Below are 23,205 nucleotides of genomic sequence, written 5' to 3' on the forward strand. Positions count from 1 at the left end.
ACCTGACTCTCTGTTACCCCGTTTTACGAAACACAAACGCCAATCCAACAATGATCAGCAGCATCCCCAGCACACTCAACGCCGCCAGCCGATTACCGAAAATCAGGTAATCCATCACCGCCGTCACTGCCGGCACCAGATAAAACAGGCTGGTGACGTTCACCAGATTGCCCTGCGCAATCAGCCGATACAGCAACAGCGTCGCCAGCACCGACACCACCAGCCCCATCCACAACACCGGCAGGAAAAAACCTGCGCTGTGTTCAAAATGAAACGGCTGGAACGGCACAAAAATCCCGCACAGCAACAGCCCGGCGAGGTACTGCACCGGCAACGTGCCGAGGGGATTGTCGGTGATGCGCTTCTGCATGATCGAACCGAGCGTCATGCTCGCGAGCGCCAGCAACCCGAAGAGCATTCCCGCCCAGGACATGCCGGCCAGACCGATACCCTGATAGACCACCATGATCAGCCCGGCCAGCCCCAGCGCCAGGCCGAACAAGCGGCTCGCTGAGCGCTGTCGTTCCATCAGCACCACGGTGAGGATCGGTTGCACGCCCATGATCGTGGCCATCACGCCGGGTGTGACTTTGGTGTTCAGGGCCAGCAGATAGAAAATCTGATAAGCCCCCAACAACACCACGCCCGTGGCAATCGCATACAGCATCGGCTTGCCGCACTTGGGCAACTTCAACTTGAGCAACGGCGCCAGCAGTACCAGCCCGCACAAGGCAATCGCAAAACGTATCAGCAGAAAGGCAAAGGGTGACGCGTGCGCCAGCCCCCATTTGGAGAAGATCGCCCCGCTGCTCCACAGCAGAACGAACAGGCTCGTGGACGCCGCCGCGAGCGCGGATTTTTTCGAAAGGACAAACATGAATACCACCTGTAGTCAGGCAAATAGCCAACTCAGCCGAGGCTGAAATTCAGTAGGTTTTTTCAGGCGGGCATAGGGAGCAGCAAAAACGCTGATCAGCCCGAAACGCCAACGCCCGGCGGTGATACGACTGCGCACACCGGCGTGCTACTGACAGGTGGAGGGTAATGACTGATCTGCCTTGGCTGCTGATTCCCGCACGGCAGGACGCCAGCGTTGACCGCTGAATCGACTACCGCGTTGATGAGGGATGCAGGCATTGGGGCTGATCTTTTTGAATGGATACGTAAGTCGGTTGGCTCACGTGGGGCTGAATATAACCAGCGTACGACATGGATTGCAATGACTTGGGCGAATGGCCGCTAGCGACAGATGAGAGGGAGGCGCATAGGCTGGTTTGCAATGGCGGCACCCATCCATGGAGGACAAGGAATGCACGGAATCACATGCCAAGGGAACGGACGTATTTGCGCTACCAAGTGTACAAATCACAGGCGAGGAAACAAGCCGGTATTACTTTCGCAAAACTTCAGGAAGATCTACTGCAGCAAGGGGTAGTGGATGTCGATCACTCCAGAGTTCGTTTCGAAGCAATCGACGCTCCAGCGCTTGTAGCTTATGAGGAATGGTTCGATCCTCATTTCTCGTGGCAGGAGGTGGTCAGGTGGAAAGCCAAAGAACCACTTAGTTTCGATTTGGCCATCTGGTTTGATCAAGAGTTGTGCGGGCTATGCTTTGCGAACCCTAATCAAAGTCGACTACGAGTAAAAATTGTCCGCCTGGAAGGCAAGCCTGGCAATGATCACCCTCTCAAAAGCCGAGTAGCGACGTTTGCTTTGACCGCTGTTAGTCACTTCGCGCGAATCATTGGCAGCACGCAAATCGAGATTCAGGAGCCCCTTCCGGGAGTCATCTCTCTTTACCGACAATTGGGTTTCGAGTTCGATACAGAAGGTAGGCTTGTGAAGGCAATTGACTAAGGCTAGTATCGAACAACTGTTCATTTAATGATCAACACCGGAGGCACCATGAAGGTAGCCGTCGAAAAAAAGACCCCAAACGCCAGATCGATAAAAGCCGATAGAAAACGTTCTTTCGGCGAGTTGCCAGAGAGTGAGTTGCGCCGAATTAGAGAGGCATTGGCACATCCAGCCGTTGAAGAGCCCGGTGGCATCCTCGCTGGCGCCTCGTTCACTTTCCCCTCATAAAAAAACCGCTCCCAAAGAGCGGTTTTTTTCATTTCAATGTCCAGCCTCAGCCAAACAACCAATACCCCAACAACGTCAACACCACCACCGCCAATACCGGTCGTGCCACACGGTAGGCCTTTGGATTACGGCGCTTCCACTGTTTCACAACGCCGCTGAATTTGTCGCTGAAGTTCTTGCTCCACGCGTAAGCCTGGTTGATCCCGCCCACGCGCTCGTCGTCAAGATTCTGCGGCGCAGTCGCGCGGCCGAGCCAGGCGCTGATCGAACGGTTAATGCGAGTCATGAAGCGGTTTTTCAGCGGACGTTCGACGTCGCAGAACAGAATGACGCGGGTTTGCTCGGTTTCGTTTTTAACCCAGTGCACGTAGGTCTCATCGAACATCACGTCTTCACCGTCGCGCCAGGCGTAAACCTGGCCGTCGACGAAGATCCGGCAATCGTCAGAGTTAGGCGTTGACAAGCCGAGGTGATAACGCAGAGAGCCGGCAAACGGATCGCGGTGCGGGTTGAGGTGGCTGCCGCCCGGCAACAACGCAAACATCGCGCCTTTTACATTCGGAATCGCACTGACCAGCGCCACGGTTTTCGGGCACAGGGTTTCGGCTGAAGGCAGCGGTTTGTCGTACCACTTGAGGTAGAAACGCTTCCAGCCTTTCTTGAAGAACGAACCGAAACCGGCATCGTTGTTCTTCTCGGCGGCGCGAATATAGCCCTCGTCGAACAGGTGCATGGCTTCGTCGCGAATGGTTTCCCAGTTGTCGCGCAACACGTCCAGCTCTGGAAACTTGCTGCGATCCAGATACGGCTTCGACGGCACGCCAGAGAACATGTACATCAAGGCGTTGTACGGAGCGAACAGCGCCGAATGGTTGACGAACTGACGCAGTACCGGCAAACGCGCCTTGCCGCGCAAATGCACATAGAGCGTGCTGCCGAGAAACAGCAACAGCACAAACGCCTTGGCGGCAAACGAAACGGTCATCCACAACTCCTTGATAAAAAACGACGCTGCGATGCCATTTACCCGGCATGGCAGCCGGCCATGATAAACACTACCGGCGTCGGGAAAAACCCGTCCATTCCAAGATTCAGTGTTAAGCAATGCGCAATAAAGCGCTTATTAACATAACGATCCTGAACCTTGGCTGACCTGAATCAATCCAGATTACTGTTGATTCTCCTGCTCGGTGAACAGGTCGCTGAACAACATGCTCGACAGATAACGTTCGCCCGAGTCCGGTAGGATCACGACGATGGTCTTGCCCTGCATTTCCGGGGTCTCCGCCAGACGCACGGCAACCGCCATCGCTGCACCGCAGGAGATCCCGCACAAGATTCCTTCTTCCTGCATCAAACGCAGGGCCATGGCTTTCGACTCATCATCAGTCACCAACTCAACCCGGTCTACCATCGACAGATCGAGGTTTTTCGGCACAAAACCTGCGCCGATACCCTGAATCTTGTGCGGGCTCGGCTTGATCTCTTCACCGGCCAGCGCTTGCGTGATCACCGGTGAGGACACCGGCTCCACGGCCACGGAGAGAATCGGTTTGCCCTGGGTATTCTTGATATACCGCGAAACACCGGTGATGGTTCCGCCGGTTCCGACGCCGGCCACCAATACGTCGACAGCACCGTCGGTGTCGTTCCAGATTTCCGGGCCGGTGGTTTTTTCATGAATGGCCGGGTTGGCCGGGTTATCGAACTGCGCGGGCATGAAGTATTTGTTGGCATCACTGGCCACGATTTCAGCAGCTTTTTCGATCGCGCCTTTCATGCCCTTGGCCGGTTCGGTCAACACCAGTTCAGCGCCCAGTACTTTGAGCACCTTGCGGCGCTCGATGCTCATCGAGGCCGGCATGGTCAGCATCAATTTGTAACCGCGAGCGGCGGCGACGAAGGCCAGGCCGATGCCAGTGTTGCCCGAGGTCGGCTCGACGATGGTCATGCCGGGCTTGAGTTTGCCGCTGCTTTCGGCGTCCCAGATCATGTTGGCACCGATCCGGCATTTCACCGAATAACCGGGGTTGCGCCCCTCGATCTTGGCCAGAATGGTCACGCCACGCGGCGCAATACGGTTGATCTGCACCAGCGGCGTGTTGCCGATGGAATGGGCATTGTCAGCAAAAATACGGCTCATGGCTGGGTCCTTATGCAGCATTGAATTCAGCGCTCCAAGGTATGCCTGTTGCCCATCACAGTCCAGTCGAGGCGAACGTCTGCAACACGCAGTAGTCAATCGCTTTACATCGTTCGGGAATTGTCACCATGAAACGTCGTTACAGTTGGCCGCTATGTACTTTCGCGGGAATCGTCGTGCTGCTGATCGCGCTGCACATCGCCCTGCCCTACGTGGTGCGCGATTACCTGAATGACAAACTGGCCAACATGGGCGATTACCGTGGTCAGATCACCGACGTTGACCTGGCGTGGTGGCGCGGCGCCTACAAAATCAACGGTCTGAAGATTGTCAAAGTCGACGGCAAAGTGCCGGTGCCGTTCGTTAACGCACCGTTGATCGACCTTTCAGTCAGTTGGCACTCGCTGTGGTACGACCATGCCGTCGTCGCTCAAGTGAAGTTCTTCAAACCTGAAATCAACTTCGTCGACGGTGGCGCCAACAAACAGAATTCCCAAACCGGTCAAGGCACCGACTGGCGTGAGCAGTTGGGCAAGCTGTTGCCCATCACCCTCGACGAAGTGCAAATCAACGACGGTCGCATCAGTTTCCGCAACTTCAACTCCAAACCGCCGGTGAACATGAATGCCACTGACGTCAACGCGAGCATCTACAACCTGACCAACGTGGTCGACAAGGAAGGCAAACGCGACGCCCGATTCGAAGGCAAAGCCTTGCTACTCGGCCATGCACCGCTGGAAACCACCGCCACCTTCGATCCGTTGAGCAATTTTGAAGACTTCGAATTCCGCCTGCGCGCCAAAGATATCGAACTCAAGAGCATGAACGACTTCGCTTCGGCCTACGGCAAGTTCGACTTCAATGCCGGTCACGGCGATGTAGTGATTGAGGCCAAAGCCAAAAAGGCGCAAGTCAACGGCTACATCAAACCCCTGCTGCGTGACGTTGAAGTGTTCAACTGGCAGCAGGACGTGGAAAACAAGAACAAAAGCATCTTCCGCTCCGTCTGGGAAGCGCTGGTCGGCGGCACGGAAACCGTGCTGAAGAATCAGGCGAAAAACCAGTTCGCGACCAAGGTTGAGCTGAGCGGCAATGTGCATCAGCAAAATATCAGCGCGTTTGAAGCGTTTTTGCAGATTTTGCGTAATGGCTTTGTTCAGGCATTCAATGCGCGGTATGAACGGCCTAAGCCGGATGCGGGTTAGGATTTACGGGCGAAATGCATCCCGATAAAAGGTATCTGCGCCGATCTGGATATCTGCGGCCAACCATTCAACAGTCCAGCCATTATCTGCCAGACGAGCAGTTGCAAAGACTATCGGATCGAGTAATGGGGCGAGTCCTGGATATGTTTGGATATCGCAACTCAAATCGACTGTTACTTGCCGGCTATCGCAAAAGGTCAGTGCGAGTCGGCGGTCTGTAAGCGCTACGGCAGCGGACAAGCGTGGTCTTTTTATGCTCGACATGTATTAAAAGCCTCCGAGTGAACGGGATGGGGCTGCTTCGCAGCCCAGCGGGAGCAAGCTCCCTCGCCACAGAAAGCCCTTTTGCCGCAAGTCATGCGGTGTGTTCAGAGGCTATCGCCGAATCAACCGGGTAAAAATACTGGCCAAGCGCCGAGACTGAGTCAACATGTGACGCCCCATTCAGAGACTGAATAAGCCGTCTGCGTTCACAGTCGACCGGCCTGCGCGTTATAGTCGGGCATCCGATTATTTCGCCCCCGCCCTGCCCGTCAGGTCGGCGTTACCGTTCGAGGATTAGCAGATGAAGTTCGAAGGCACCCAGGCCTACGTCGCCACCGATGACCTGAAGCTGGCGGTCAACGCCGCCATCACCCTGGAGCGGCCGCTGCTGGTCAAGGGCGAGCCGGGCACCGGCAAGACCATGCTCGCCGAGCAACTGGCCGAATCGTTTAATGCCAAGCTGATCACCTGGCACATCAAATCCACCACCAAGGCCCATCAGGGCTTGTACGAGTACGATGCGGTCAGCCGTCTGCGCGACTCGCAGCTGGGCACTGAAAAAGTCCACGACGTGCGCAACTACCTGAAGAAAGGCAAGCTCTGGGAGGCTTTCGAGTCCGAAGAGCGGGTCATTTTGCTGATCGACGAGATCGACAAGGCCGACATCGAGTTCCCCAACGACTTGCTGCAAGAACTCGACAAGATGGAGTTCTACGTTTACGAGATCGACGAGACCATCAAGGCCAAGAAGCGCCCGATCATTATCATTACTTCGAACAACGAGAAAGAGCTGCCGGACGCTTTCCTGCGCCGCTGCTTCTTCCACTACATCGCTTTCCCGGATCGCCCGACCCTGCAGAAAATCGTCGACGTGCACTACCCGGACATCAAGAAAGATCTGGTCAGCGAAGCGCTGGACGTGTTCTTCGATGTGCGCAAAGTGCCAGGCCTGAAGAAGAAGCCATCGACCTCGGAACTGGTCGACTGGCTGAAACTGCTGATGGCCGACAATATTGGCGAAGCGGTGCTGCGCGAACGCGATCCGACCAAGGCCATTCCGCCGCTGGCCGGTGCTTTGGTGAAGAACGAACAGGACGTGCAACTGCTTGAGCGTCTGGCGTTCATGAGCCGTCGCGGCACCCGCTAAGAGGCTGATGCCATGTTGCTCAACCTGTTCAATGAAATGCGTGCAGCCAAAGTGCCGGTATCGGTGCGCGAGCTGCTCGACCTGATCAACGCGCTGAAGCAGCGCGTGACCTTCGCCGACATGGACGAGTTCTATTACTTGTCGCGGGCGATTCTGGTAAAGGACGAGCGCCATTTCGACAAATTCGACCGTGCGTTCGGCGCCTACTTCAATGGCCTCGAAAAGCTCGACGATCATTTACAGGCGCTGATTCCCGAAGAGTGGCTGCGCAAGGAGTTCGAGCGCTCGCTGAGCGACGAGGAACGCGCGCAGATCCAGTCCCTCGGCGGTCTCGACAAGCTGATCGAAGAGTTCAAGAAACGTCTGGAAGAACAGAAGGAACGCCACGCCGGCGGCAACAAATGGATCGGCACCGGCGGCACCAGCCCGTTTGGCTCCGGCGGCTTCAACCCGGAAGGCATTCGGGTGGGCGATGCCGGCAAGCGTCAGGGCAAAGCGGTAAAAGTCTGGGATCAGCGCGAATACAAGAATCTCGACGACTCGGTGGAACTGGGCACGCGCAACATCAAGGTTGCCCTGCGTCGTCTGCGTAAATTCGCTCGCCAGGGCGCGGCGGAAGAACTTGATATCGACGGCACCATCGATCACACCGCCAAAGACGCGGGCCTGCTGAACATTCAGATGCGCCCGGAGCGGCGCAATACGGTGAAGCTGTTGTTGCTGTTCGACATCGGCGGTTCGATGGACGCGCACGTGAAGATCTGTGAGGAGTTGTTCTCGGCCTGTAAGACCGAGTTCAAGCATCTGGAGTACTTCTACTTCCACAACTTCGTTTACGAATCGGTGTGGAAGAACAACATGCGCCGCACTTCCGAGCGCACCTCTACCCAGGATCTTCTGCACAAGTATGGTGCCGACTATAAGGTGATCTTCATTGGTGATGCCGCCATGGCGCCTTATGAAATCACCCAGGCCGGCGGCAGTGTCGAGCACTGGAACGAAGAGCCGGGTTATGTGTGGATGCAGCGGTTTATGGAGAAGTACAAGAAGCTCATCTGGATTAACCCGTATCCGAAAGATACGTGGGGGTATACCTCGTCGACCAATATCGTCAGGGATTTGATTGAGGATCAGATGTATCCGTTGACGTTGCGTGGGCTTGAGGAAGGGATGCGGTTTTTGTCCAAATGACGACCAGATCGTTCCCACGCTCTGCGTGGGAACGCATCCAGTGACGCTCTGCGTCACAGGGACGCGGAGCGTCACTGGCGGCATTCCCACGAGGAGCGTGGGAACGATCAAATTCGCGTTCCCCTGTAGGAGCTGCCGCAGGCTGCGATCTTCTGATCTTCAGCCAAATCTCTGCAAATACTCGATATGTTCGCGATGTGCGACATCCTGCACCACCGGCCTTAACCGCACCTGCGTCCCCGGCAAACACTGCGCCAGCCGCGCCAACGCCAGCGGCGTCAAAGCCCCCAATCTCGGATAGCCACCAATCGTCTGCCGATCATTGAGCAACACAATCGGCTGTCCGTCCGGCGGCACCTGCACCGCGCCCAACGGAATCCCCTCGGAAATCATCGGCAGCCCCTGATATTCCAGCGCCTTGCCCAACAAGCGAATACCCATGCGATCAGCGCGACTGTCCAGCGTCCAGGCACTGTTAAACACATCAAACAAACTCTGCCCGCTGAACTGACCGATCTGTGCGCCGAGCACCAGATCCAGCGGTGCACTCGATTTCAGATCCGGCCGTAAATCCACAGGCACTTCGCGAACACACAGCGATTCCCCGTGGTAACTCAGTGTCGAACCCTTGGCCAATGGCAACCCCATGCCATCGAGCCCGCCGAGCTCTTCACGCACCACCGTCGCGCTGCTGCCCAACACCTTCGGCGCGTCGAAGCCGCCGGGTGCTGCCAGATAGGCCCGCGCGCCAAGCAACGGTTGCGTGAACTGCAGTTTCTGCCCTTTGCCCAATTTGAAACTGCGCCACGGCGCCAACGGCTGACCATCTACCTGCGCGCCAAGATCCGCCCCGGCCAGCGCCAGCAAGCAATCCTCTTCGGCGATCAGCGCAAACCCGCCGAGGGTGATTTCGATCACCGGTACATCCAGCCCATTGCCCAGCAGCCAATTGGCCCAACTCATGGAATTCCAATCCGCCGCGCCGCCCTGAGTCACGCCCAGATGCCGCACACCAAATCGCCCGGCATCCTGCAACAGACACAGCGCCGTGCTCGCCTCAATCGTCAATCGGCTCATGCCTGCGCCTCCAGTGGCGTGTCGTCGCCGCCCAGATTGATGAACTCGGCATGGCTCACGGCCTCGAAACGCACAGTGTCGCCGGGTTGCATCAGGCTGTAGCCATCGCGATGACGATCGAACAGTTTCGCCGGCGTACGACCGATCAGATTCCAGCCACCGGGCGAGACCACGGGATAGGCTGCGGTTTGCCGCTCAGCGATACCGACGCTGCCAGCGGCGACTTTCTTGCGCGGCGTGTTCAAACGTGGCGCCGCGAGGATTTCTTCGACCAAACCCATAAAGGCAAAACCCGGCGCGAAGCCGAGAGCGAACACCTGATATTCGCGGCCGCTGTGGCGACGGATCACCTCCTCCACTGCCAGCCCACTGCGCTCAGCCAGCAAGCTCAACTCTGGCCCGACGCTCAAGTCATACCAGACCGGCAACACATGACATTGACCGGCGGATCGTGAATTCGGAGACAGATCAATCAGCGCCTCAGCGATCAATTCCCGCGCCTGATTCGGGCTCAAAACCGTCAAATCGTAATGCACCATCAACGTCGTGTACGACGGCACCAGATCGATCAATTGCGCGCCAAACACCGTACGCAAGCGCTCACTGGCGGCGAGCATCCATGGCATGTTGGCCTCAGCGATTTCATCGAACAGACGCAGCATCAGGCAATCCAGTGCCACCACTTCAATCCTTGGGTTCATTGCGCGTCCTGCTGATTCAAGGCCTCGCGAATACGCTGCACGGCGGCCACCGAACTGGCGTTGTCGCCGTGTACGCAGAGGGTATTGGCATGCAGACGCAAGGCACTGCCATCACTGGCGGTGAGGTTGCCGCCACGGGCGATGGTCAGCGCTTGCTCGATGATATTTTCAGGGTCGTGATGCACCGCACCCGGCAGTTGTCGCGAAACCAGTTTGCCGGCGCTGTCATAGGCGCGGTCGGCGAACGCTTCGAACCACAACGTCACGCCATACTCATCACCCATTTGCTGCGCGGCCGAGTTGTCGCGAGTGGCCATCAACATCAGCGGCAGGCTGCTGTCGTAAGCGGCCACGGCCTGAATCACCGCGCGCAATTGCGCCGGGTTGGCCATCATGTCGTTGTACATCGCGCCGTGCGGTTTGACGTAACTGACCTCGCCCCCCTGCGCCTTGCAGATGCCGTCGAGTGCACCGATCTGGTAATGCAGGATGTCTTGCAGCTCTTGCGCCGAATACGCCATGGAACGGCGGCCGAAACCGACCAGATCCTGATAAGCCGGATGCGCGCCGATTTTTACGCCGTGGCTCAACGCCAGGCTGACGGTTTTACGCATGATGCTCGGGTCGCCGGCATGGAAACCGCAGGCGATGTTGGCGCAATCGATGAAGGGCATGACCTCGGCGTCCAGACCCATGGTCCAGCTGCCGAAGCTCTCGCCAATGTCGCAATTCAATAGCAGGCGGCTCACGGTGAACACTCCTGTAGGGGCTTGTCTTTTTATCGGTAGGACTGTGCTTCGCAGGTTATCAGTTACTGCGCATCGAGTTGCTTGCCACGGGTTTCCGGCAGGCTCAATGCCGCGATGATCACCACGCCGTAAGACACCGCCGCGAAAGCACCAATGCCGACACTCAATGGCACGGTCTGGCTAAGCAAACCGATCAGCAGCGGAAATAATGCCGCCAGCGCCCGCCCGATGTTGTAGCAAAAACCCTGCCCCGAACCGCGAATCCGCGTCGGAAACAACTCAGTGAGAAACGCGCCCATGCCGCTGAAAATCCCTGAGGCGAAGAAGCCCAGCGGGAAGCCCAGCCACAGCATCACGCCGTTACTCACCGGCAATTGCGTATAGAGCAGAACGATGGTGAACGAGCCGACCGCGAACAGAATGAAATTCTTTTTGCGGCCTAGCAGATCGGTCAGATAGGCGCTGATCACGTAACCGACGTAAGAGCCGACAATCACCATCGCCAGATAACCGCCAGTACCGAGTACGCTCAAACCGCGTTCGTTCTTGAGGAAGGTCGGCAGCCAGGAAGTGATCGCGTAATAACCGCCCAAAGCTCCCGTGGTCAGCAGCGAAGCGCGGAACGTGGTGAAGAGCATGCCCGGCGCGAAGATCTCGTAAAACTTCGATTGATTCTCCGGCGTTTGTCGGGCCTTGGCTTCGCGATAGATCTCCGGATCCTTGACCAGACGGCGGACGAAAATCACAAAAATCGCCGGTACGATGCCGAGGATGAACAGCGCGCGCCAGGCGTCTTCCGGTGGCAACACCGAGAACAGCAGCGCGTACAGAATCGCCGTCAGCCCCCAGCCCAGCGCCCACCCGGATTGCACCATGCCCACCGCTTTGCCGCGATCCTGGGCGCGGATCACCTCACCGATCAGCACCGCGCCAGCCGTCCATTCGCCGCCGAAACCGAAGCCCATCAAGGTGCGGGCGATCAGCAATTGTTCGTAGTTTTGCGCGAAACCGCAGAGGAAGGTGAAGAAGGCGAACCACAGCACCGTCAGTTGCAGGGTGCGCACGCGGCCGATGCGGTCGGAGAGAATCCCGGCGACCCAACCGCCAATCGCTGAAGCAATCAGCGTGCTGGTATGAATCAGCCCGGCCTCGCCGGTGGTGATGCCCCACATCGCAATCAGCGTCGGCACGACGAAGCTGAGCATCTGCGTGTCCATGCCGTCCAGACCGTAGCCGATCTTGCAGCTCCAGAAGGTGCGGCGCTCCTGCTGATTGATGTTGCGATACCAGTCGAACGGCCCCGGACGCGCCGGTGCCGGGGATGCTTCTAGGGTGTCGGGAGCACTCATGGCTTATCTCCGCAGGTTTTTTATTGGTCTTGTTCGTAGCCCCGACGACGCCTATCGTGGGAACCGGATGCGCCGATTTTTCGTCGCCCGGGCGTGCTGCGTCCAACGAATAAAAACCCGCCTTAGGCATAAGAAAAATTTGTCACCCGAGCCTTGCCCATGAATCTGAAGTTTCTCGAGACCTTTGTCTGGGTCGCCCGCCTGAAGAGTTTTCGCCTGACCGCCGACAAGCTGTTCACCACCCAGGCATCGATTTCCAGCCGCATTGCGGTGCTGGAGGGCGAGCTGGGGGTGAAGCTGTTTCTGCGCGATTCGCGCGGTGTCAGCCTGACGCCCGAAGGTTTGAAAGTGCTCGACTATGCCGAGCAGATGCTCGACACCATGTCAGCGCTGAAGCAGTCGATCGAGACTCGCTCAAGCAAGGTCGGTCGCGTGCGCATCGGCGTGATGGACACGGTGATCCACACGTGGCTGAGCCCGTTGGTGGCGCAGATGACCGATCTGTACCCGCGCGTGGAAATCGAGCTGGTGGCGGATACCTCGCTGAACCTCTGCGATCAGCTGCAAAAAGGTTTTCTCGATATCGTTCTGCAAACCGATCTGGTGCGCCACGAAAGTGTGCGCAGCCTGGAACTGGCCAGCCATCCGCTGGGCTGGATCGTCGCCAGTAATTCGATCTACAACCGCGACTACGCCGACCTCGCTGAACTGGCGCAGGAACGCATCATCACTTACTCGAAAAACTCCCGCCCACATCAGGATCTACTGGCGTTGATGCAGGCGAACGGCGTGATGGCACCGCGTTTGAATTGCGTGAATTCGGTGTCGGCGATCACGCGATTGTTGCGCGATGGATTCGGAATTGGCGTGCTGCCGCCGGTGTTGGTGGCGGAGGAACTGGCGCGGGGGGAATTGACCTTGCTGAACATCGATCAGCGGCCACCGGATTTGCAGGTGGTGGTGTCGTGGCGGGTGGGGGTTGAGTGGGTCGAGGAAATTGTGACGTTGTGTCAGCAGGTGTTGGCGGAGTATGCGCAGAAGGTTGGTGATGGGTATGTGGTTTTGACCCCTTAACAGCAAAGATCGCAGCCTTCGGCAGCTCCTACATGATCGTTCCCACGCTCCGCGTGGGAATGCCTCAATGGACGCTCCGCGTCCGCTTTGAGACGCGGAGCGTCCCGGGCTGCATTCCCACGCAGAGCGTGGGAACGATCATCAGAGGCCGCGCACATCGCGGTCTTCGATCGGGCGGCTCTGGCGCAAACGTCGGCCACCGAGCACCACCCAGTCAATCAGACGGAACACGCATTCGATCCCGAACGACAGCAACAGCGCGCCGCTCATGCCCCAGATCATCGCTTCCGGGGTCAGCAGAATCTGATAGCTGTAGCCATTCCAGGTTTCCTTGCGAATGTCCGGATCCGCCGCCAGCACCACTTGCAGGAAGCGGATGTACCAAGGGCCCTGCATCGCCTGGAACTGCTTGTCCAACGCCACCTGACGCGTGAGCAAGGTGTTCAGACTGTCGGCATCGCTACGGAATATCGGATCTTCACTGGTGCGATAATGCGCGACCAGCGCCTGCATATCACCCTTGAAAAATTGATCAGCCGTGCCTTGAAAGCCGCGCAATCCGGTCTGCGCTTCAATCAGATGCGCTTCGACGCGTTTCGCGTAATCGTTGATGAAGCCCGGCACCTGGACACCGATCAACAGGCCCGCCGCGAACAACACCAGCCGTAGATAACTGAGCAACATGGCGCGCAATCCTTATTCGGTCTTACCCTGGCTGACGCATTCGCCGCGTCGCCACAGGCTCCATTGGCCCGGTTCGTAGCGGGTCCAGGTTTCGTTTTCGGTCAACGGTTCGGTGGCAATCACGGTGACCACGTCGTTGGGCGTGGTTTCCGCCTGGAAATCGACGATTACGTCGACATCCTTCAAGCGCGCCGGGCCGAACGGTGCGCGCCGAGTAATTTGTGCCAGTTTGGTCGAGCAGTAGCAGAACAGCCAGTCGCCATCGCTGAGCAGGCAGTTGAACACGCCTTTGCTGCGGTATTCGGCGCAGGCCGCGACCAGATCCGGCAACAGTTCTTCTATATCGACCGGTTCCGGAAACGCTGCACGCACGCGGTTGAGCAAATCGCAGAACGCCGCCTCGCTGTCGGTATCGCCGACCGGGCGGTAGAAACTTTTGATCGGGGTGAAATCGGCGAGTTGGCCGTTGTGCGCGAAGCACCAGTTGCGCCCCCACAGTTCGCGGACGAATGGGTGGGTGTTGGAGAGGCAGACTTTGCCAACGTTGGCTTGGCGAATGTGGCCGATGACCACTTCGCTTTTGATCGGATAGCGTTGCACCAGATTGGCGACTTCCGACTCGCTGCTGGCCGCCGGATCCTGAAACAGGCGCAAGCCGCGACCTTCGTAAAACGCGATACCCCAGCCGTCGCGGTGCGGGCCGGTACGCCCGCCACGCTGCATCAGGCCGGTGAAGCTGAACACGATATCGGTCGGCACGTTGGCACTCATGCCCAGTAATTCACACATGTGCGGACTCTCGGGATTACAGGCGCGGCTCGACCCGCGTGCGCTGCGGATTGCTCGGGACGGGCGGACGACCGTAGCGGTCATCGCCGACGCCGCCGAACGGTTGATCGTCATCGCGATCATCGGCACGGGCGGCAGCTTTGGCGGCTTCTGCCTGCTCGCGGCGAGCACGGGACGCGCGTTCGATTGGCAGACGGATCAACACGAAGATCAGGTAAATACCGAGGGCGATCATGCTGTACATGAACAGATCGGAGATCGCTCGCCACGCGTTGTTGCCGACCTTGAACGCCAGATCCAGCGCGGTAATGGCGATAGACGGCGCAACTTTGGCTTTCACCGGGTCAATGATGGTCGGGCTGAACAGCAACACCGCCATCAGCACCCGCAGCGGCTCGCGCAGGTAGCGCCACATCCAGGTGGTCAGGCGCATCCATACCAACAGGCAGCCTACGGCGGCAAAGGCGTAGAGGCCCCAGGCGATCAGATAGTCGTTCTCGGTCATGGTGTCCATGGCAAGGCAGGCAAAGAGGCGCTTATAGTAACGACTTTTCGCCCGTCCGGCTTGTCCCAATAGACACAAGACCTGTAGGAGTGAGCCTGCTCGCGATGACGGACTGCCAGTCGGCATTGATGTTGAAGCTGCCGGCCTCATCGCGAGCAGGCTCACTCCTACAGAGGTTGCAGTGTTTCCAGGATTTGCGAAAACCCCTATTCCGTACATTGTTCGAGAGCCTTCCATGCCCCAATCCGCCAACGTCAGCAGTGCTCCGATTGCCCACAAGGCGCCCGGCGCCGACCCGTATGCCTGGCTGCAGGAACGCGACACCGACGCGGTGCTTGATTACCTCAAGGCTGAAAACGCCTGGCAGGAAGCGCAAACCGCCGATCAGGCCGAGCTGCGCGAAACACTGTTCGAAGAGATCAAGGGCCGGATTCTCGAAACCGACCTGTCCCTGCCCTCGCCATGGGGCCCGTACCTGTATTACACGCGCACCACCGCTGGCGACGAATACGCGCGGCACTATCGCTGCCCGCGTCCGGCCGACGACAGCCTGACCCTCGACGAAAGCCGCGAACAGCTTTTGCTCGACCCGAACCTGCTGGCCAATGGCGGGTTCTTCTCGCTGGGCGCGTTCAGCATCAGCCCCGATCATCAGCGGCTGGCCTACAGCGTCGACGCCACCGGCGATGAGATTTACACGCTGTTCGTCAAAGAACTGTCCAACGACAAGGTCAGTGAGCTGGAATTCGAGGATTGCGACGGCAGCATGACCTGGGCCAACGACAGCCTGACGCTTTTCTTCGGCGAACTCGACGACACCCATCGCCCGCACAAACTGCTGCGCTATCGCCTCGACGGCACCGCCGCTGAAGAAGTCTTCACTGAGACGGACGGTCGCTTTTTCCTGCATTGCTACCGTTCCAGCTCCGAGCAGCAATTACTGCTGTCGCTGGGCAGCAAGACCACCAGCGAAGTCTGGGTGCTCGATGCCAATCAGCCGCACTTGCCGTTCACGTGCCTGGCGCCACGAGTCGAAGATCACGAATACGACGTCGATCACGGCCTGCTCGATGGCACGTGGACATGGTTTATCCGCACCAACCGCGACGGCATCAACTACGCGCTGTATCAGGCGCCGGATACCGGCATTGCGCCGACCGAAGCCGACTGGCAAAACCTGATCCCGCACAGCGACACGGTGATGCTCGACGGCGTCAGCCTCAACACCGAAGCCATGACCCTGAGCTTGCGCGAAGGTGGCCTGCCGATCATCGAAGTTCACCCACAAGGCCTGGCGCCGTATCGCGTGCAATTGCCGGACGCGGCCTACAGCCTCTATGTGCAAAACAGCCTGGAATTCGAAAGCGATCGCATTCGTCTGCGCTATGAAGCGTTGAATCGCCCGGCTCAGGTGCGCCAGTTGATCCTCGCCACTGGCGAACAAACCGTGCTGAAAGAAACTCCGGTGCTCGGCCCGTTCGACGCCGACGCTTACGTCAGCCAGCGCCTGTGGGCCACTGCGCCGGACGGTACACAAGTGCCGATCAGCCTGGTGATGAAGCGCGAAATGCTCGGCAAACCGGTGCCGCTGTATCTGTACGGTTATGGCGCTTACGGTTCCAGTCTGGATCCGTGGTTCTCCCACGCGCGTTTGAGTCTGCTCGATCGCGGCATGGCCTTCGCCATCGCCCACGTGCGTGGCGGCGGAGAGTTGGGTGAGGCGTGGTATCGCGCCGGCAAGCAGGAACACAAACAGAACACCTTCAGCGACTTCATTGCCTGCGCCGAATTCTTGATCCTCAACGGCATCACCACGGCTGAAAAACTGGCGATCAGCGGCGGCAGCGCCGGTGGTCTGTTGATTGGCGCGGTGTTGAATCAGCGACCGGATCTGTTCGGCGTGGCGATTGCCGAAGTGCCGTTCGTCGACGTGCTCAACACCATGCTCGACCCGGAGCTGCCGCTGACCGTCACCGAATATGACGAGTGGGGCAACCCTGAAGAGCCGGAAGTTTACGAGCGGATCAAGGCGTACGCGCCGTACGAAAACGTCACTGCGCAGGCCTATCCCGCGACACTGGTGATCGCCGGCTACAACGACAGCCGCGTGCAATATTGGGAAGCAGCCAAGTGGGTGGCGAAACTGCGCGCGAGCAAAACTGACGACAATCTGTTGCTGCTCAAGACTGAGCTGGGCGCCGGGCATGGCGGCATGAGCGGGCGTTATCAGGGATTACGTGACGTAGCGCTCGAATATGCATTTGTGTTCAAGGTTTTGGGCCTGGCCTGAGGAACTCCGTCGGTCACTTGGGTCTTAATTCCAGACCCACTGTGGCCGATACCCACAGATCCCTTGTGAAAACTGCCCATTGTGGCGAGGGGATTTATCCCCGATCGGCTGCGCAGCAGTCGCAAATTCGGTCATCGCGGAGTTTCAACAGAATCGCGCTGGCAAGATTTGGGGCCGCTTCGCAGCCCATCGGGGATAAATCCCCTCGCCACAAAAGCCCGTTCCTACGGGATCCGTGTATAGCCTTGAAATGTGAAAACAATAAAGACCGCACCGACATGTCAGAACCAACCTTCCTGAACAACGAAATCCGCGACTGGCTGATGGACTGTGGCCTGTTCGATCAATTGCAACTGGCCGACTTCGCCGCCGCGTCCGGCTACTTCAGCATCAGCACCGTGGCGGAAGGCGAGGCGATTTTCCGCGAGGGCGATGCCGGCAGTTTCATGTGCATCCTCCACACCGGTCAGGTCGCCGTGCAGAAGACCGGGCCCGACGGCCAAGTCATCACCATGGCCACTCTGCGCAGCGGCCGCGCCTTCGGTGAAATGGCCGTGCTCGACGGCGAACGGCGCTCAGCCACCTGCATCGCTGCGAGCAACTGCCAACTGTTGAACCTCGGCAAGGACTCGCTGGAAAAAATGCTCAACGACGCGCCGAAGATCGCCGCGAAGATCATCCGCGCCCTCGCCGTCTCGCTGTCGAAACGCCTGCGCATGGCTGACGGCCAACTGGCGGCGCAACAGGTCTAACCGCCAGGCGATTTAGCCTTGCTGCCGCTCGGTTCAATGCCCGGCACTGGCTGATCCTTGCTCGGCGGAGTCGGCATTTCAATCGGCACCAGCGGCGGGCTGCCACTGCCGGCACCCGATTTGGGAATGTTGATCGGCGTGATCTGCGGATAAGGTGTTGGTGTTGCGGTACCGGGCGCGCCGGGCTGCGGCGTCGGGCTGACCGGAATGGTCTGCTGCGCCTGCACTGCAGTAATCGAGAGCGCGGCCAGGGCAATGACCGTTAGAATGGTGCGCTTCATCAAGGGCTCCGTTTGGCCTCTAGTCTGCGTTCAGGCTACTCCCAACGGGCCCGCTTGCCTTCCCCCTTGTAGAGATTTCCATGAAACGTTTCGTTCTGCTCGACACCACCCCGATCCCCGAAAGCGGCGGTGCCCTGTGCCTGTTCGAGTATGGCGAGGACTTCGTCATCAAGATTCAGGGCGGCGACGGCGGGCAATTGATGAACACGCGCATGCACGGCTCCGAAGATGCGCTGGCCGAGATTCCTTGCCGCAAAGTCGCCGGGCGGCCGGATTCGCGGGTGCTGATCGGTGGTCTGGGCATGGGCTTCACTCTCGCCTCCGCGCTCAAGCATCTGGGCAAGACCGCTGAAGTAGTGGTCGCCGAATTGGTGCCCGGCGTGGTCGAGTGGAACCGTGGCCCGCTCGGCGAGAAGTCCGGTCGTCCGCTGCTGGATCGGCGCACCGTCATCCGTCAGGAAGACGTGGCCAAGGTGCTGCAAAGCGAGCCGAATGGTTTCGACGCAATCATGCTTGACGTCGACAACGGCCCCGAAGGTCTGACCCAGAAAGCCAACAGCTGGCTGTACTCCGCCGCTGGTCTGAATGCCTGCGCCAAGGCACTGCGCCCGAAAGGCGTGTTGGCGGTGTGGTCGGCCAGCGCTGATCGGCTGTTTTCCGACAAATTGAAGAAGGCCGGTTTCAAGGCCGAAGAAGTCCAGGTCTTCGCCCACGGCAACAAGGGCACGCGCCACACGATCTGGATTGCCGAGAAGCTCAAAGGCTGAGCTAAACTCTGCCCATAACCGTCATTAGTCTTTTACAAAGGTGAACCCATGAGTTCGTCCACCCCAACCAACACGTCGAAGCTGGATCGCATCCTCGCCGACAACCAGCGCGACAAGGAAATGGGCTACCGCGACAAAGCCCTGAAGATGTACCCGCACGTCTGTGGCCGCTGCACCCGTGAATTTTCCGGCAAGCGCCTGAGCGAACTGACCGTGCACCACCGCGACCACAACCATGACAACAACCCGCAGGACGGCTCGAACTGGGAGCTGTTGTGCCTGTACTGCCACGATAACGAGCACTCGCGTTATACCGATCAGCAGTACTTCAGCGAAGGCTCGCTGAGCACGCCGAAGATCGCCAAGGCCACGCACAACCCGTTTGCCGCCCTTGCCGGGCTGATGAAGAAAGAAGATTAAAAAGCAAAAGATCGCAGCCTTCGGCAGCTCCTACAGGGTGTACGCCATCCAAATGTAGGAGCTGCCGAAGGCTGCGATCTTTTGATCTTATCCCCGTATAATCGCGCTCTTTTTTCCCGAAGGCACCCCGCTCGTGGCAGACAAACGGTACAGCTGCATTGGTTTGTATAACCCCAAATCACCGGAGAACGTCGGTTCGGTGATGCGCGCCGCAGGCTGCTACGGCGTCGCATCGGTGTTCTACACCGGCAAGCGTTATGAACGCGCCGCCGACTTCGTCACCGACACCAAACGCGTGCACTACGACATCCCGCTGATCGGCATCGATGATCTGAAAAAAATCCTCCCGCTCAACTGCGTCCCCGTCGCCGTGGAACTGGTCGAAGGCGCCCGTCCGCTACCTGAATACACCCACCCGGATCGCGCCCTGTACATCTTCGGCCCTGAAGACGGTTCGCTGGATAAAGAGATCCGCGACTGGTGCGAAGACGTCGTGTACATCCCGACCACCGGCTGCATGAACCTCGCTGCCACCGTCAACGTCGTGCTCTACGACCGCATGGCCAAAGGCCTGAACACCCGCTCCGGGCCGAAATTCCGCTGAAGCCTCGCACATCCGATGGAACAAGCTGACCGCTCGCGCAGTCAGCTTATTTATCCATTACTCATAGCCTGGAGAAAGATCATGACCGAGCTCAAACGCGTCGAACGTATCGAATCCACCCCGTTCCAAAGCCGTTCCGAGCAGAACGTCGAAGGCTGGGAGCGCATCGGCTCACTGGCCGGTGGCGTGATAATGGTCGGCAAGGGCCTGCGCCGTGGCGGTGTGTTCGGTTTGATTCAGGTGGCGATTGGCGGCGTGGCCATGGCTCGCGGTATTACCGGGCACAGCTCGGTGAAAAGCCTGATCGAGAAAAGCCGTCAGGACATGAATAACGTGCGGGCGAAGATCGAACGTGCCGGGGAAGAGTTGAGCAAGCTGAAGGCGAATGCGGAAGCGGCGACCAGTTCGGCGACAGTGACCGGGAATGATTCGGTGAAATCGCCGAAAGCCGGGGTTTAAAAGCAAAAGATCGCAGCCTGCGGCAGCTCCTACATGTGGAATGCGTTTCCCCTGTAGGAGCTGCCGCAGGCTGCGATCTTTTGATCTTATTGCAGTAAATCGGTCTCAAGGACTTTGGAAGACTCGCCGAGCACGCTCTCAGCCAGTTGCACAAACTCTTTAGTACTCACCGTCCCCAAATGCATCGCTCCCCGCAATACGTCATCCAGCGAACGTTTATTGCGGGTCTTCAAACGAATCTCGCGATCCAGTTCCTGCAACACAATCACCGCTTTTGATACCTGCGCCGGGCTGATCTGCTCACCGCGCAGCGTCGTGACTTTCTGGCTGTCCCTGGCCAGTTTCGCCTGCAAACTCTGATAGCGCTCATCACTCATGCCACCGGCACGGCGCAGCAGTTCGATCGCGTAATACTCGGCAAAGCCTTCGCTGATCCAGTCGCTGCGCTGCTCGTCGTTGATCCGCCCAAACACCTGCGCCAGTTCACGCATCAGCGCACTGCTGCCGCTTTCACTGACCAGCGGCAAGCGCGTGTTCACGTAGATCGATTCATGCGCACCGAGGCTGCCGCGCCACATCGGGTCGTTGGCGCCGACGATCAACAGCTTGGCCGGATGACGTGGATAAACCGCCTGCACCTGCGGCCAGACGAAGGTCAGCAACGTCAGTACATCCATGCGCCTCATGCCCTGCCCTTGCGGTGAAGCGACGGTGACTTCGGTTTCGCCCAGACGCGTGCGACGGCTGCCGAGCTTGCCGGCGAGCATCCAGCCGGTCGGGCGGTCGAACAGGCGTGAAGGGTTGTCGATGCGGAATTTGTTTTTGCCGATTCTTGGCCAGGCGGTTTCGACGCTTTTCCAGCCATCGGGCAATTCGAATTGCAGGCGCGAGACCAGTTCCGTGCCGTCCTGCTGATCGAGTTTGGCTGGCGGCACCAGTTCATCACCGCGCAGCAGCGCCCAGCTCGGCGTCATGCGGGTGTCGAAGCTGCCGTTTTTGCGACCGTGGCTGATGCGCACGCGGTAGGTCAGGCTGGCCTTGGCACTGGTCGGGCGCCAGACGCCGCGCGCGTGTTTGCCGGGAGTCAACAGCCATTGGCCATCGGCTTTGAAGTCGCTGTAATGGCTGCCGTCGCCGAGGTCGAAATCGAGGCTGCGCACGGCTTCGCCTTTGGCCAGGGTCAGGCGCACTTCGGCCTGATCGCTCTGTGGCAACAGGCGTATGTGGTAATCGAGATCGACTTTTTTTGCTGCCCAGACGGGCGAACTGAACATCAGCAGGCCGATCAGCAACGCTCGCAGCAAACCCACAGCCATACCCACTCCTTGTGGCAGTCAGAATTATTGTGTGAGTGCTGCGCACTCAATATCGGGAGCAAGCACCCTCGCTACATGAAATCCCGTTAGCCAGCGCGGAAAATCAGGTGATCTTCCCAGTCATCTTCCGGCACGCTGCCTTCGGCGAGCATACGCCCGGATTGTGAAATTCGTTCGTGGTGCACCGCCTCGCGATCACCACTCACCAAGTGATGCCACGACGGCAGATCCTTGCCCTCGCTGACCAGTCGATAGCCGCAGGTCGGCGGCAGCCATTTGAATTCTTCGGCCTGGCCCGGTGTGAGCTGAATACAGTCCGGGACAAATTTGATGCGATTCGGGTAATCACTGCACTGGCAGGTGTTCAGATCCAGCAGTTTGCAGGCAATGCGCGTGTAATAAACGCTGTTGTCTTCTTCATCCTCGAGTTTTTGCAGGCAGCACAGACCACAGCCGTCGCACAGCGATTCCCATTCCTGGTGATCCAGTTGATCAAGGGTTTTGTGTTTCCAGAACGGTTCGACTTCGGCGGCCATGGCTCAAGCATCAACATCAGGTGGTGAAAGGCCGCCAGTCTAGTGCCCCGGGCCGCGCGGGCCAAGCGCTGGCGACTGTCGGTAAATCGCGCTTGTCAGCCTCAGCGCTGCCGAGTAGGGTTTTGCCTCGAATTCATTTACTCAAACGTAGCCAGGAATCTCTCGATGAGTGCCAACCCTCGCGTTGCCGAATACGCCATTCACCCGCAGTTCACCGACCGTTGGTCGCCGCGCGCCTTCACCGGCGAAGCGATCCCGGAAGAGACCCTGCTGAGCTTCTTCGAAGCCGCCCGCTGGGCACCGTCGGCGTACAACTCGCAGCCATGGCGTTTCCTCTACGCGCGCCGCGACACGCCGAACTGGGAGCGTTATCTGGGTCTGCTCAATGAATTCAACCGTAGCTGGGCGCAACATGCGTCGGCACTGGTGATCGTGATTTCGAAAACCACCTTCACGGCACCGGGCGCGACCGAAGAAACCCCGGCGTTGTGGCACACCTTCGACACGGGTTCGGCGTGGGGCCATCTGGCGCTGCAAGCGAGCATCAGCGGCTGGCACACCCACGGCATGGCCGGCTTCGATCAGGAGCTGACGCGCAAGGAGCTGAATATTCCTGAAGGTTATGCGCTGCATGCCGCTGTTGCGGTAGGCAAGCTGGGAGACAAGGCGACGCTGGCGGACTACCTGCAAGCACGCGAAGAGCCAAGCCCGCGTCGTCCGCTGAGCGAACTGGCAGCTGAAGGCGACTTCACCCTCTAAAAGCAAAAGATCGCAGCCTTCGGCAGCTCCTACAGGGGAATATTTACCTCTGTAGGAG

At 58.6% G+C, this 23,205-nt stretch carries 27 protein-coding genes; 12 read left to right on the forward strand and 15 right to left on the reverse strand.

The genetic code is table 11. From position 1 onward, the window contains the following. Positions 1-13: 13 nt before the first annotated feature. The gene (locus ACIOMO_RS13435; RefSeq protein ID WP_401241233.1) at positions 14-877 is read right to left on the reverse strand and encodes a DMT family transporter; all 864 of its coding nucleotides are present in this window, start codon (positions 875-877) and stop codon (positions 14-16) included. A gap of 446 nt (positions 878-1,323) precedes the next feature. On the opposite strand from ACIOMO_RS13435, the gene ACIOMO_RS13440 reads away from it, so the two are divergent. Then, entirely contained in the window at positions 1,324-1,857 is a 534-nt protein-coding gene (locus ACIOMO_RS13440) for a hypothetical protein (protein ID WP_401241236.1), read from the forward strand. Between the two features lie 20 nt (positions 1,858-1,877). Here the strand turns inward: ACIOMO_RS13440 and ACIOMO_RS13445 are convergent, their stop codons facing one another. From ACIOMO_RS13445 to cysK, 3 genes are all read right to left on the reverse strand, one after another. After that, positions 1,878-2,117: a hypothetical protein gene (locus ACIOMO_RS13445; RefSeq protein ID WP_401241239.1), complete on the reverse strand. Its 240-nt coding sequence runs from the start codon at positions 2,115-2,117 to the stop codon at positions 1,878-1,880. A 14-nt stretch (positions 2,118-2,131) separates the two neighbouring features. Continuing rightward, positions 2,132-3,070: an aspartyl/asparaginyl beta-hydroxylase domain-containing protein gene (locus tag ACIOMO_RS13450; protein ID WP_212545186.1), complete on the reverse strand. Its 939-nt coding sequence runs from the start codon at positions 3,068-3,070 to the stop codon at positions 2,132-2,134. Positions 3,071-3,253: 183 nt separating this feature from the next. Next, the gene (gene cysK, locus ACIOMO_RS13455) at positions 3,254-4,228 is read right to left on the reverse strand and encodes a cysteine synthase A (protein WP_401241241.1); all 975 of its coding nucleotides are present in this window, start codon (positions 4,226-4,228) and stop codon (positions 3,254-3,256) included. Between the two features lie 128 nt (positions 4,229-4,356). Between cysK and ACIOMO_RS13460 the strand changes: the two genes are divergently transcribed. Next, the gene (locus ACIOMO_RS13460; protein ID WP_401241244.1) at positions 4,357-5,433 is read left to right on the forward strand and encodes a DUF748 domain-containing protein; all 1,077 of its coding nucleotides are present in this window, start codon (positions 4,357-4,359) and stop codon (positions 5,431-5,433) included. A gap of 3 nt (positions 5,434-5,436) precedes the next feature. On the opposite strand, the gene ACIOMO_RS13465 is transcribed toward ACIOMO_RS13460, so the two are convergent. Next, a complete protein-coding gene (locus ACIOMO_RS13465; protein WP_172680085.1) occupies positions 5,437-5,697 on the reverse strand; it encodes a DUF2442 domain-containing protein in 261 nt (86 codons plus the stop codon). 301 nt (positions 5,698-5,998) lie between these two features. Here ACIOMO_RS13465 and ACIOMO_RS13470 point away from each other — a divergent pair, with 301 nt between their 5' ends. Both ACIOMO_RS13470 and ACIOMO_RS13475 read left to right on the forward strand, forming a co-directional pair. Next, positions 5,999-6,844: a MoxR family ATPase gene (locus tag ACIOMO_RS13470; protein WP_038358424.1), complete on the forward strand. Its 846-nt coding sequence runs from the start codon at positions 5,999-6,001 to the stop codon at positions 6,842-6,844. A gap of 12 nt (positions 6,845-6,856) precedes the next feature. Next, on the forward strand, positions 6,857-8,035 hold the full coding sequence (locus ACIOMO_RS13475) for a VWA domain-containing protein (protein ID WP_053118130.1): 1,179 nt from the start codon (positions 6,857-6,859) through the stop codon (positions 8,033-8,035). A 159-nt stretch (positions 8,036-8,194) separates the two neighbouring features. Here ACIOMO_RS13475 and ACIOMO_RS13480 read toward each other — a convergent pair whose 3' ends face one another. The 4 genes from ACIOMO_RS13480 to ACIOMO_RS13495 all read right to left on the reverse strand — a co-directional run bounded on the left by ACIOMO_RS13480 (position 8,195) and on the right by ACIOMO_RS13495 (position 11,911). Beyond that, the gene (locus ACIOMO_RS13480) at positions 8,195-9,112 is read right to left on the reverse strand and encodes a biotin-dependent carboxyltransferase family protein (protein ID WP_401241248.1); all 918 of its coding nucleotides are present in this window, start codon (positions 9,110-9,112) and stop codon (positions 8,195-8,197) included. Continuing rightward, positions 9,109-9,813, reverse strand: coding sequence for a 5-oxoprolinase subunit PxpB (gene pxpB / locus ACIOMO_RS13485; RefSeq protein ID WP_016986803.1), 705 nt, complete (start codon positions 9,811-9,813; stop codon positions 9,109-9,111). The genes ACIOMO_RS13480 and pxpB overlap by 4 nt, the downstream gene beginning before the upstream one ends. Then, positions 9,810-10,562 (reverse strand): 5-oxoprolinase subunit PxpA, encoded by a 753-nt coding sequence (locus ACIOMO_RS13490; protein WP_401241251.1) that lies wholly within the window; start codon positions 10,560-10,562, stop codon positions 9,810-9,812. Before ACIOMO_RS13490 ends, pxpB begins: the two co-directional genes overlap by 4 nt. A 62-nt stretch (positions 10,563-10,624) precedes the next feature. Continuing rightward, the gene (locus ACIOMO_RS13495; RefSeq protein WP_401241254.1) at positions 10,625-11,911 is read right to left on the reverse strand and encodes an MFS transporter; all 1,287 of its coding nucleotides are present in this window, start codon (positions 11,909-11,911) and stop codon (positions 10,625-10,627) included. A gap of 159 nt (positions 11,912-12,070) precedes the next feature. Between ACIOMO_RS13495 and ACIOMO_RS13500 the strand changes: the two genes are divergently transcribed. After that, positions 12,071-12,985 (forward strand): LysR family transcriptional regulator, encoded by a 915-nt coding sequence (locus tag ACIOMO_RS13500; RefSeq protein ID WP_401241259.1) that lies wholly within the window; start codon positions 12,071-12,073, stop codon positions 12,983-12,985. A 141-nt stretch (positions 12,986-13,126) separates the two neighbouring features. On the opposite strand, the gene ACIOMO_RS13505 is transcribed toward ACIOMO_RS13500, so the two are convergent. From ACIOMO_RS13505 to ACIOMO_RS13515, 3 genes are read right to left on the reverse strand one after another with little or no spacing between them, the layout of a single operon-like run. Continuing rightward, complete coding sequence (locus tag ACIOMO_RS13505; protein ID WP_401241262.1) at positions 13,127-13,669, reverse strand: DUF2937 family protein; 543 nt, start codon at positions 13,667-13,669, stop codon at positions 13,127-13,129. Positions 13,670-13,681: 12 nt separating this feature from the next. Further along, positions 13,682-14,458: a class II glutamine amidotransferase gene (locus ACIOMO_RS13510; protein ID WP_053118116.1), complete on the reverse strand. Its 777-nt coding sequence runs from the start codon at positions 14,456-14,458 to the stop codon at positions 13,682-13,684. A 16-nt stretch (positions 14,459-14,474) separates the two neighbouring features. Then, positions 14,475-14,972, reverse strand: a complete 498-nt coding sequence (locus ACIOMO_RS13515; protein WP_053118114.1) for a hypothetical protein — start codon at positions 14,970-14,972, stop codon at positions 14,475-14,477. Positions 14,973-15,198: 226 nt separating this feature from the next. On the opposite strand from ACIOMO_RS13515, the gene ACIOMO_RS13520 reads away from it, so the two are divergent. Together ACIOMO_RS13520 and ACIOMO_RS13525 are read left to right on the forward strand one after the other, a co-directional pair. Further along, positions 15,199-17,253, forward strand: a complete 2,055-nt coding sequence (locus tag ACIOMO_RS13520) for a S9 family peptidase (protein ID WP_401241266.1) — start codon at positions 15,199-15,201, stop codon at positions 17,251-17,253. Between the two features lie 278 nt (positions 17,254-17,531). Next, complete coding sequence (locus ACIOMO_RS13525) at positions 17,532-18,005, forward strand: Crp/Fnr family transcriptional regulator (RefSeq protein WP_008085900.1); 474 nt, start codon at positions 17,532-17,534, stop codon at positions 18,003-18,005. On the opposite strand, the gene ACIOMO_RS13530 is transcribed toward ACIOMO_RS13525, so the two are convergent. Beyond that, complete coding sequence (locus tag ACIOMO_RS13530) at positions 18,002-18,286, reverse strand: hypothetical protein (protein ID WP_053118110.1); 285 nt, start codon at positions 18,284-18,286, stop codon at positions 18,002-18,004. The genes ACIOMO_RS13525 and ACIOMO_RS13530 overlap by 4 nt on opposite strands. An 80-nt stretch (positions 18,287-18,366) precedes the next feature. Between ACIOMO_RS13530 and ACIOMO_RS13535 the strand changes: the two genes are divergently transcribed. The 4 genes from ACIOMO_RS13535 to ACIOMO_RS13550 all read left to right on the forward strand — a co-directional run bounded on the left by ACIOMO_RS13535 (position 18,367) and on the right by ACIOMO_RS13550 (position 20,536). Beyond that, positions 18,367-19,053: a spermidine synthase gene (locus ACIOMO_RS13535; RefSeq protein ID WP_401241269.1), complete on the forward strand. Its 687-nt coding sequence runs from the start codon at positions 18,367-18,369 to the stop codon at positions 19,051-19,053. Between the two features lie 48 nt (positions 19,054-19,101). Further along, positions 19,102-19,473 (forward strand): YajD family HNH nuclease, encoded by a 372-nt coding sequence (locus tag ACIOMO_RS13540; protein ID WP_007911336.1) that lies wholly within the window; start codon positions 19,102-19,104, stop codon positions 19,471-19,473. 133 nt (positions 19,474-19,606) lie between these two features. Beyond that, complete coding sequence (locus ACIOMO_RS13545; protein ID WP_007911337.1) at positions 19,607-20,077, forward strand: RNA methyltransferase; 471 nt, start codon at positions 19,607-19,609, stop codon at positions 20,075-20,077. A gap of 81 nt (positions 20,078-20,158) precedes the next feature. After that, on the forward strand, positions 20,159-20,536 hold the full coding sequence (locus tag ACIOMO_RS13550) for a DUF2892 domain-containing protein (RefSeq protein WP_008087099.1): 378 nt from the start codon (positions 20,159-20,161) through the stop codon (positions 20,534-20,536). Between the two features lie 86 nt (positions 20,537-20,622). Here ACIOMO_RS13550 and ACIOMO_RS13555 read toward each other — a convergent pair whose 3' ends face one another. Then, positions 20,623-21,852, reverse strand: coding sequence for a hypothetical protein (locus tag ACIOMO_RS13555; protein ID WP_401241272.1), 1,230 nt, complete (start codon positions 21,850-21,852; stop codon positions 20,623-20,625). 86 nt (positions 21,853-21,938) lie between these two features. Then, positions 21,939-22,388 (reverse strand): YcgN family cysteine cluster protein, encoded by a 450-nt coding sequence (locus tag ACIOMO_RS13560; RefSeq protein ID WP_053118104.1) that lies wholly within the window; start codon positions 22,386-22,388, stop codon positions 21,939-21,941. 165 nt (positions 22,389-22,553) lie between these two features. On the opposite strand from ACIOMO_RS13560, the gene ACIOMO_RS13565 reads away from it, so the two are divergent. Continuing rightward, positions 22,554-23,147, forward strand: a complete 594-nt coding sequence (locus ACIOMO_RS13565) for a nitroreductase family protein (RefSeq protein WP_212550555.1) — start codon at positions 22,554-22,556, stop codon at positions 23,145-23,147. Positions 23,148-23,205 lie beyond the last annotated feature (58 nt).

This window comes from Pseudomonas sp. NPDC087804 (assembly GCF_044742965.1).
Taxonomy (GTDB): domain Bacteria; phylum Pseudomonadota; class Gammaproteobacteria; order Pseudomonadales; family Pseudomonadaceae; genus Aquipseudomonas; species Aquipseudomonas rustica.

What these genes read in the sequence shown, in the direction of transcription:
- ACIOMO_RS13435 (WP_401241233.1), bottom strand. Translation starts at nt 877, where the DNA reads ATGTTTGTCCTTTCGAAAAAATCCGCGCTCGCGGCGGCGTCCACGAGC.
- ACIOMO_RS13440 (WP_401241236.1), top strand. Translation starts at nt 1,324, where the DNA reads ATGCCAAGGGAACGGACGTATTTGCGCTACCAAGTGTACAAATCACAG.
- ACIOMO_RS13445 (WP_401241239.1), bottom strand. Translation starts at nt 2,117, where the DNA reads ATGAAAAAAACCGCTCTTTGGGAGCGGTTTTTTTATGAGGGGAAAGTG.
- ACIOMO_RS13450 (WP_212545186.1), bottom strand. Translation starts at nt 3,070, where the DNA reads ATGACCGTTTCGTTTGCCGCCAAGGCGTTTGTGCTGTTGCTGTTTCTC.
- cysK (WP_401241241.1), bottom strand. Translation starts at nt 4,228, where the DNA reads ATGAGCCGTATTTTTGCTGACAATGCCCATTCCATCGGCAACACGCCG.
- ACIOMO_RS13460 (WP_401241244.1), top strand. Translation starts at nt 4,357, where the DNA reads ATGAAACGTCGTTACAGTTGGCCGCTATGTACTTTCGCGGGAATCGTC.
- ACIOMO_RS13465 (WP_172680085.1), bottom strand. Translation starts at nt 5,697, where the DNA reads ATGTCGAGCATAAAAAGACCACGCTTGTCCGCTGCCGTAGCGCTTACA.
- ACIOMO_RS13470 (WP_038358424.1), top strand. Translation starts at nt 5,999, where the DNA reads ATGAAGTTCGAAGGCACCCAGGCCTACGTCGCCACCGATGACCTGAAG.
- ACIOMO_RS13475 (WP_053118130.1), top strand. Translation starts at nt 6,857, where the DNA reads ATGTTGCTCAACCTGTTCAATGAAATGCGTGCAGCCAAAGTGCCGGTA.
- ACIOMO_RS13480 (WP_401241248.1), bottom strand. Translation starts at nt 9,112, where the DNA reads ATGAGCCGATTGACGATTGAGGCGAGCACGGCGCTGTGTCTGTTGCAG.
- pxpB (WP_016986803.1), bottom strand. Translation starts at nt 9,813, where the DNA reads ATGAACCCAAGGATTGAAGTGGTGGCACTGGATTGCCTGATGCTGCGT.
- ACIOMO_RS13495 (WP_401241254.1), bottom strand. Translation starts at nt 11,911, where the DNA reads ATGAGTGCTCCCGACACCCTAGAAGCATCCCCGGCACCGGCGCGTCCG.
- ACIOMO_RS13500 (WP_401241259.1), top strand. Translation starts at nt 12,071, where the DNA reads ATGAATCTGAAGTTTCTCGAGACCTTTGTCTGGGTCGCCCGCCTGAAG.
- ACIOMO_RS13505 (WP_401241262.1), bottom strand. Translation starts at nt 13,669, where the DNA reads ATGTTGCTCAGTTATCTACGGCTGGTGTTGTTCGCGGCGGGCCTGTTG.
- ACIOMO_RS13510 (WP_053118116.1), bottom strand. Translation starts at nt 14,458, where the DNA reads ATGTGTGAATTACTGGGCATGAGTGCCAACGTGCCGACCGATATCGTG.
- ACIOMO_RS13515 (WP_053118114.1), bottom strand. Translation starts at nt 14,972, where the DNA reads ATGGACACCATGACCGAGAACGACTATCTGATCGCCTGGGGCCTCTAC.
- ACIOMO_RS13520 (WP_401241266.1), top strand. Translation starts at nt 15,199, where the DNA reads ATGCCCCAATCCGCCAACGTCAGCAGTGCTCCGATTGCCCACAAGGCG.
- ACIOMO_RS13525 (WP_008085900.1), top strand. Translation starts at nt 17,532, where the DNA reads ATGTCAGAACCAACCTTCCTGAACAACGAAATCCGCGACTGGCTGATG.
- ACIOMO_RS13530 (WP_053118110.1), bottom strand. Translation starts at nt 18,286, where the DNA reads ATGAAGCGCACCATTCTAACGGTCATTGCCCTGGCCGCGCTCTCGATT.
- ACIOMO_RS13535 (WP_401241269.1), top strand. Translation starts at nt 18,367, where the DNA reads ATGAAACGTTTCGTTCTGCTCGACACCACCCCGATCCCCGAAAGCGGC.
- ACIOMO_RS13540 (WP_007911336.1), top strand. Translation starts at nt 19,102, where the DNA reads ATGAGTTCGTCCACCCCAACCAACACGTCGAAGCTGGATCGCATCCTC.
- ACIOMO_RS13550 (WP_008087099.1), top strand. Translation starts at nt 20,159, where the DNA reads ATGACCGAGCTCAAACGCGTCGAACGTATCGAATCCACCCCGTTCCAA.
- ACIOMO_RS13555 (WP_401241272.1), bottom strand. Translation starts at nt 21,852, where the DNA reads ATGGCTGTGGGTTTGCTGCGAGCGTTGCTGATCGGCCTGCTGATGTTC.
- ACIOMO_RS13560 (WP_053118104.1), bottom strand. Translation starts at nt 22,388, where the DNA reads ATGGCCGCCGAAGTCGAACCGTTCTGGAAACACAAAACCCTTGATCAA.
- ACIOMO_RS13565 (WP_212550555.1), top strand. Translation starts at nt 22,554, where the DNA reads ATGAGTGCCAACCCTCGCGTTGCCGAATACGCCATTCACCCGCAGTTC.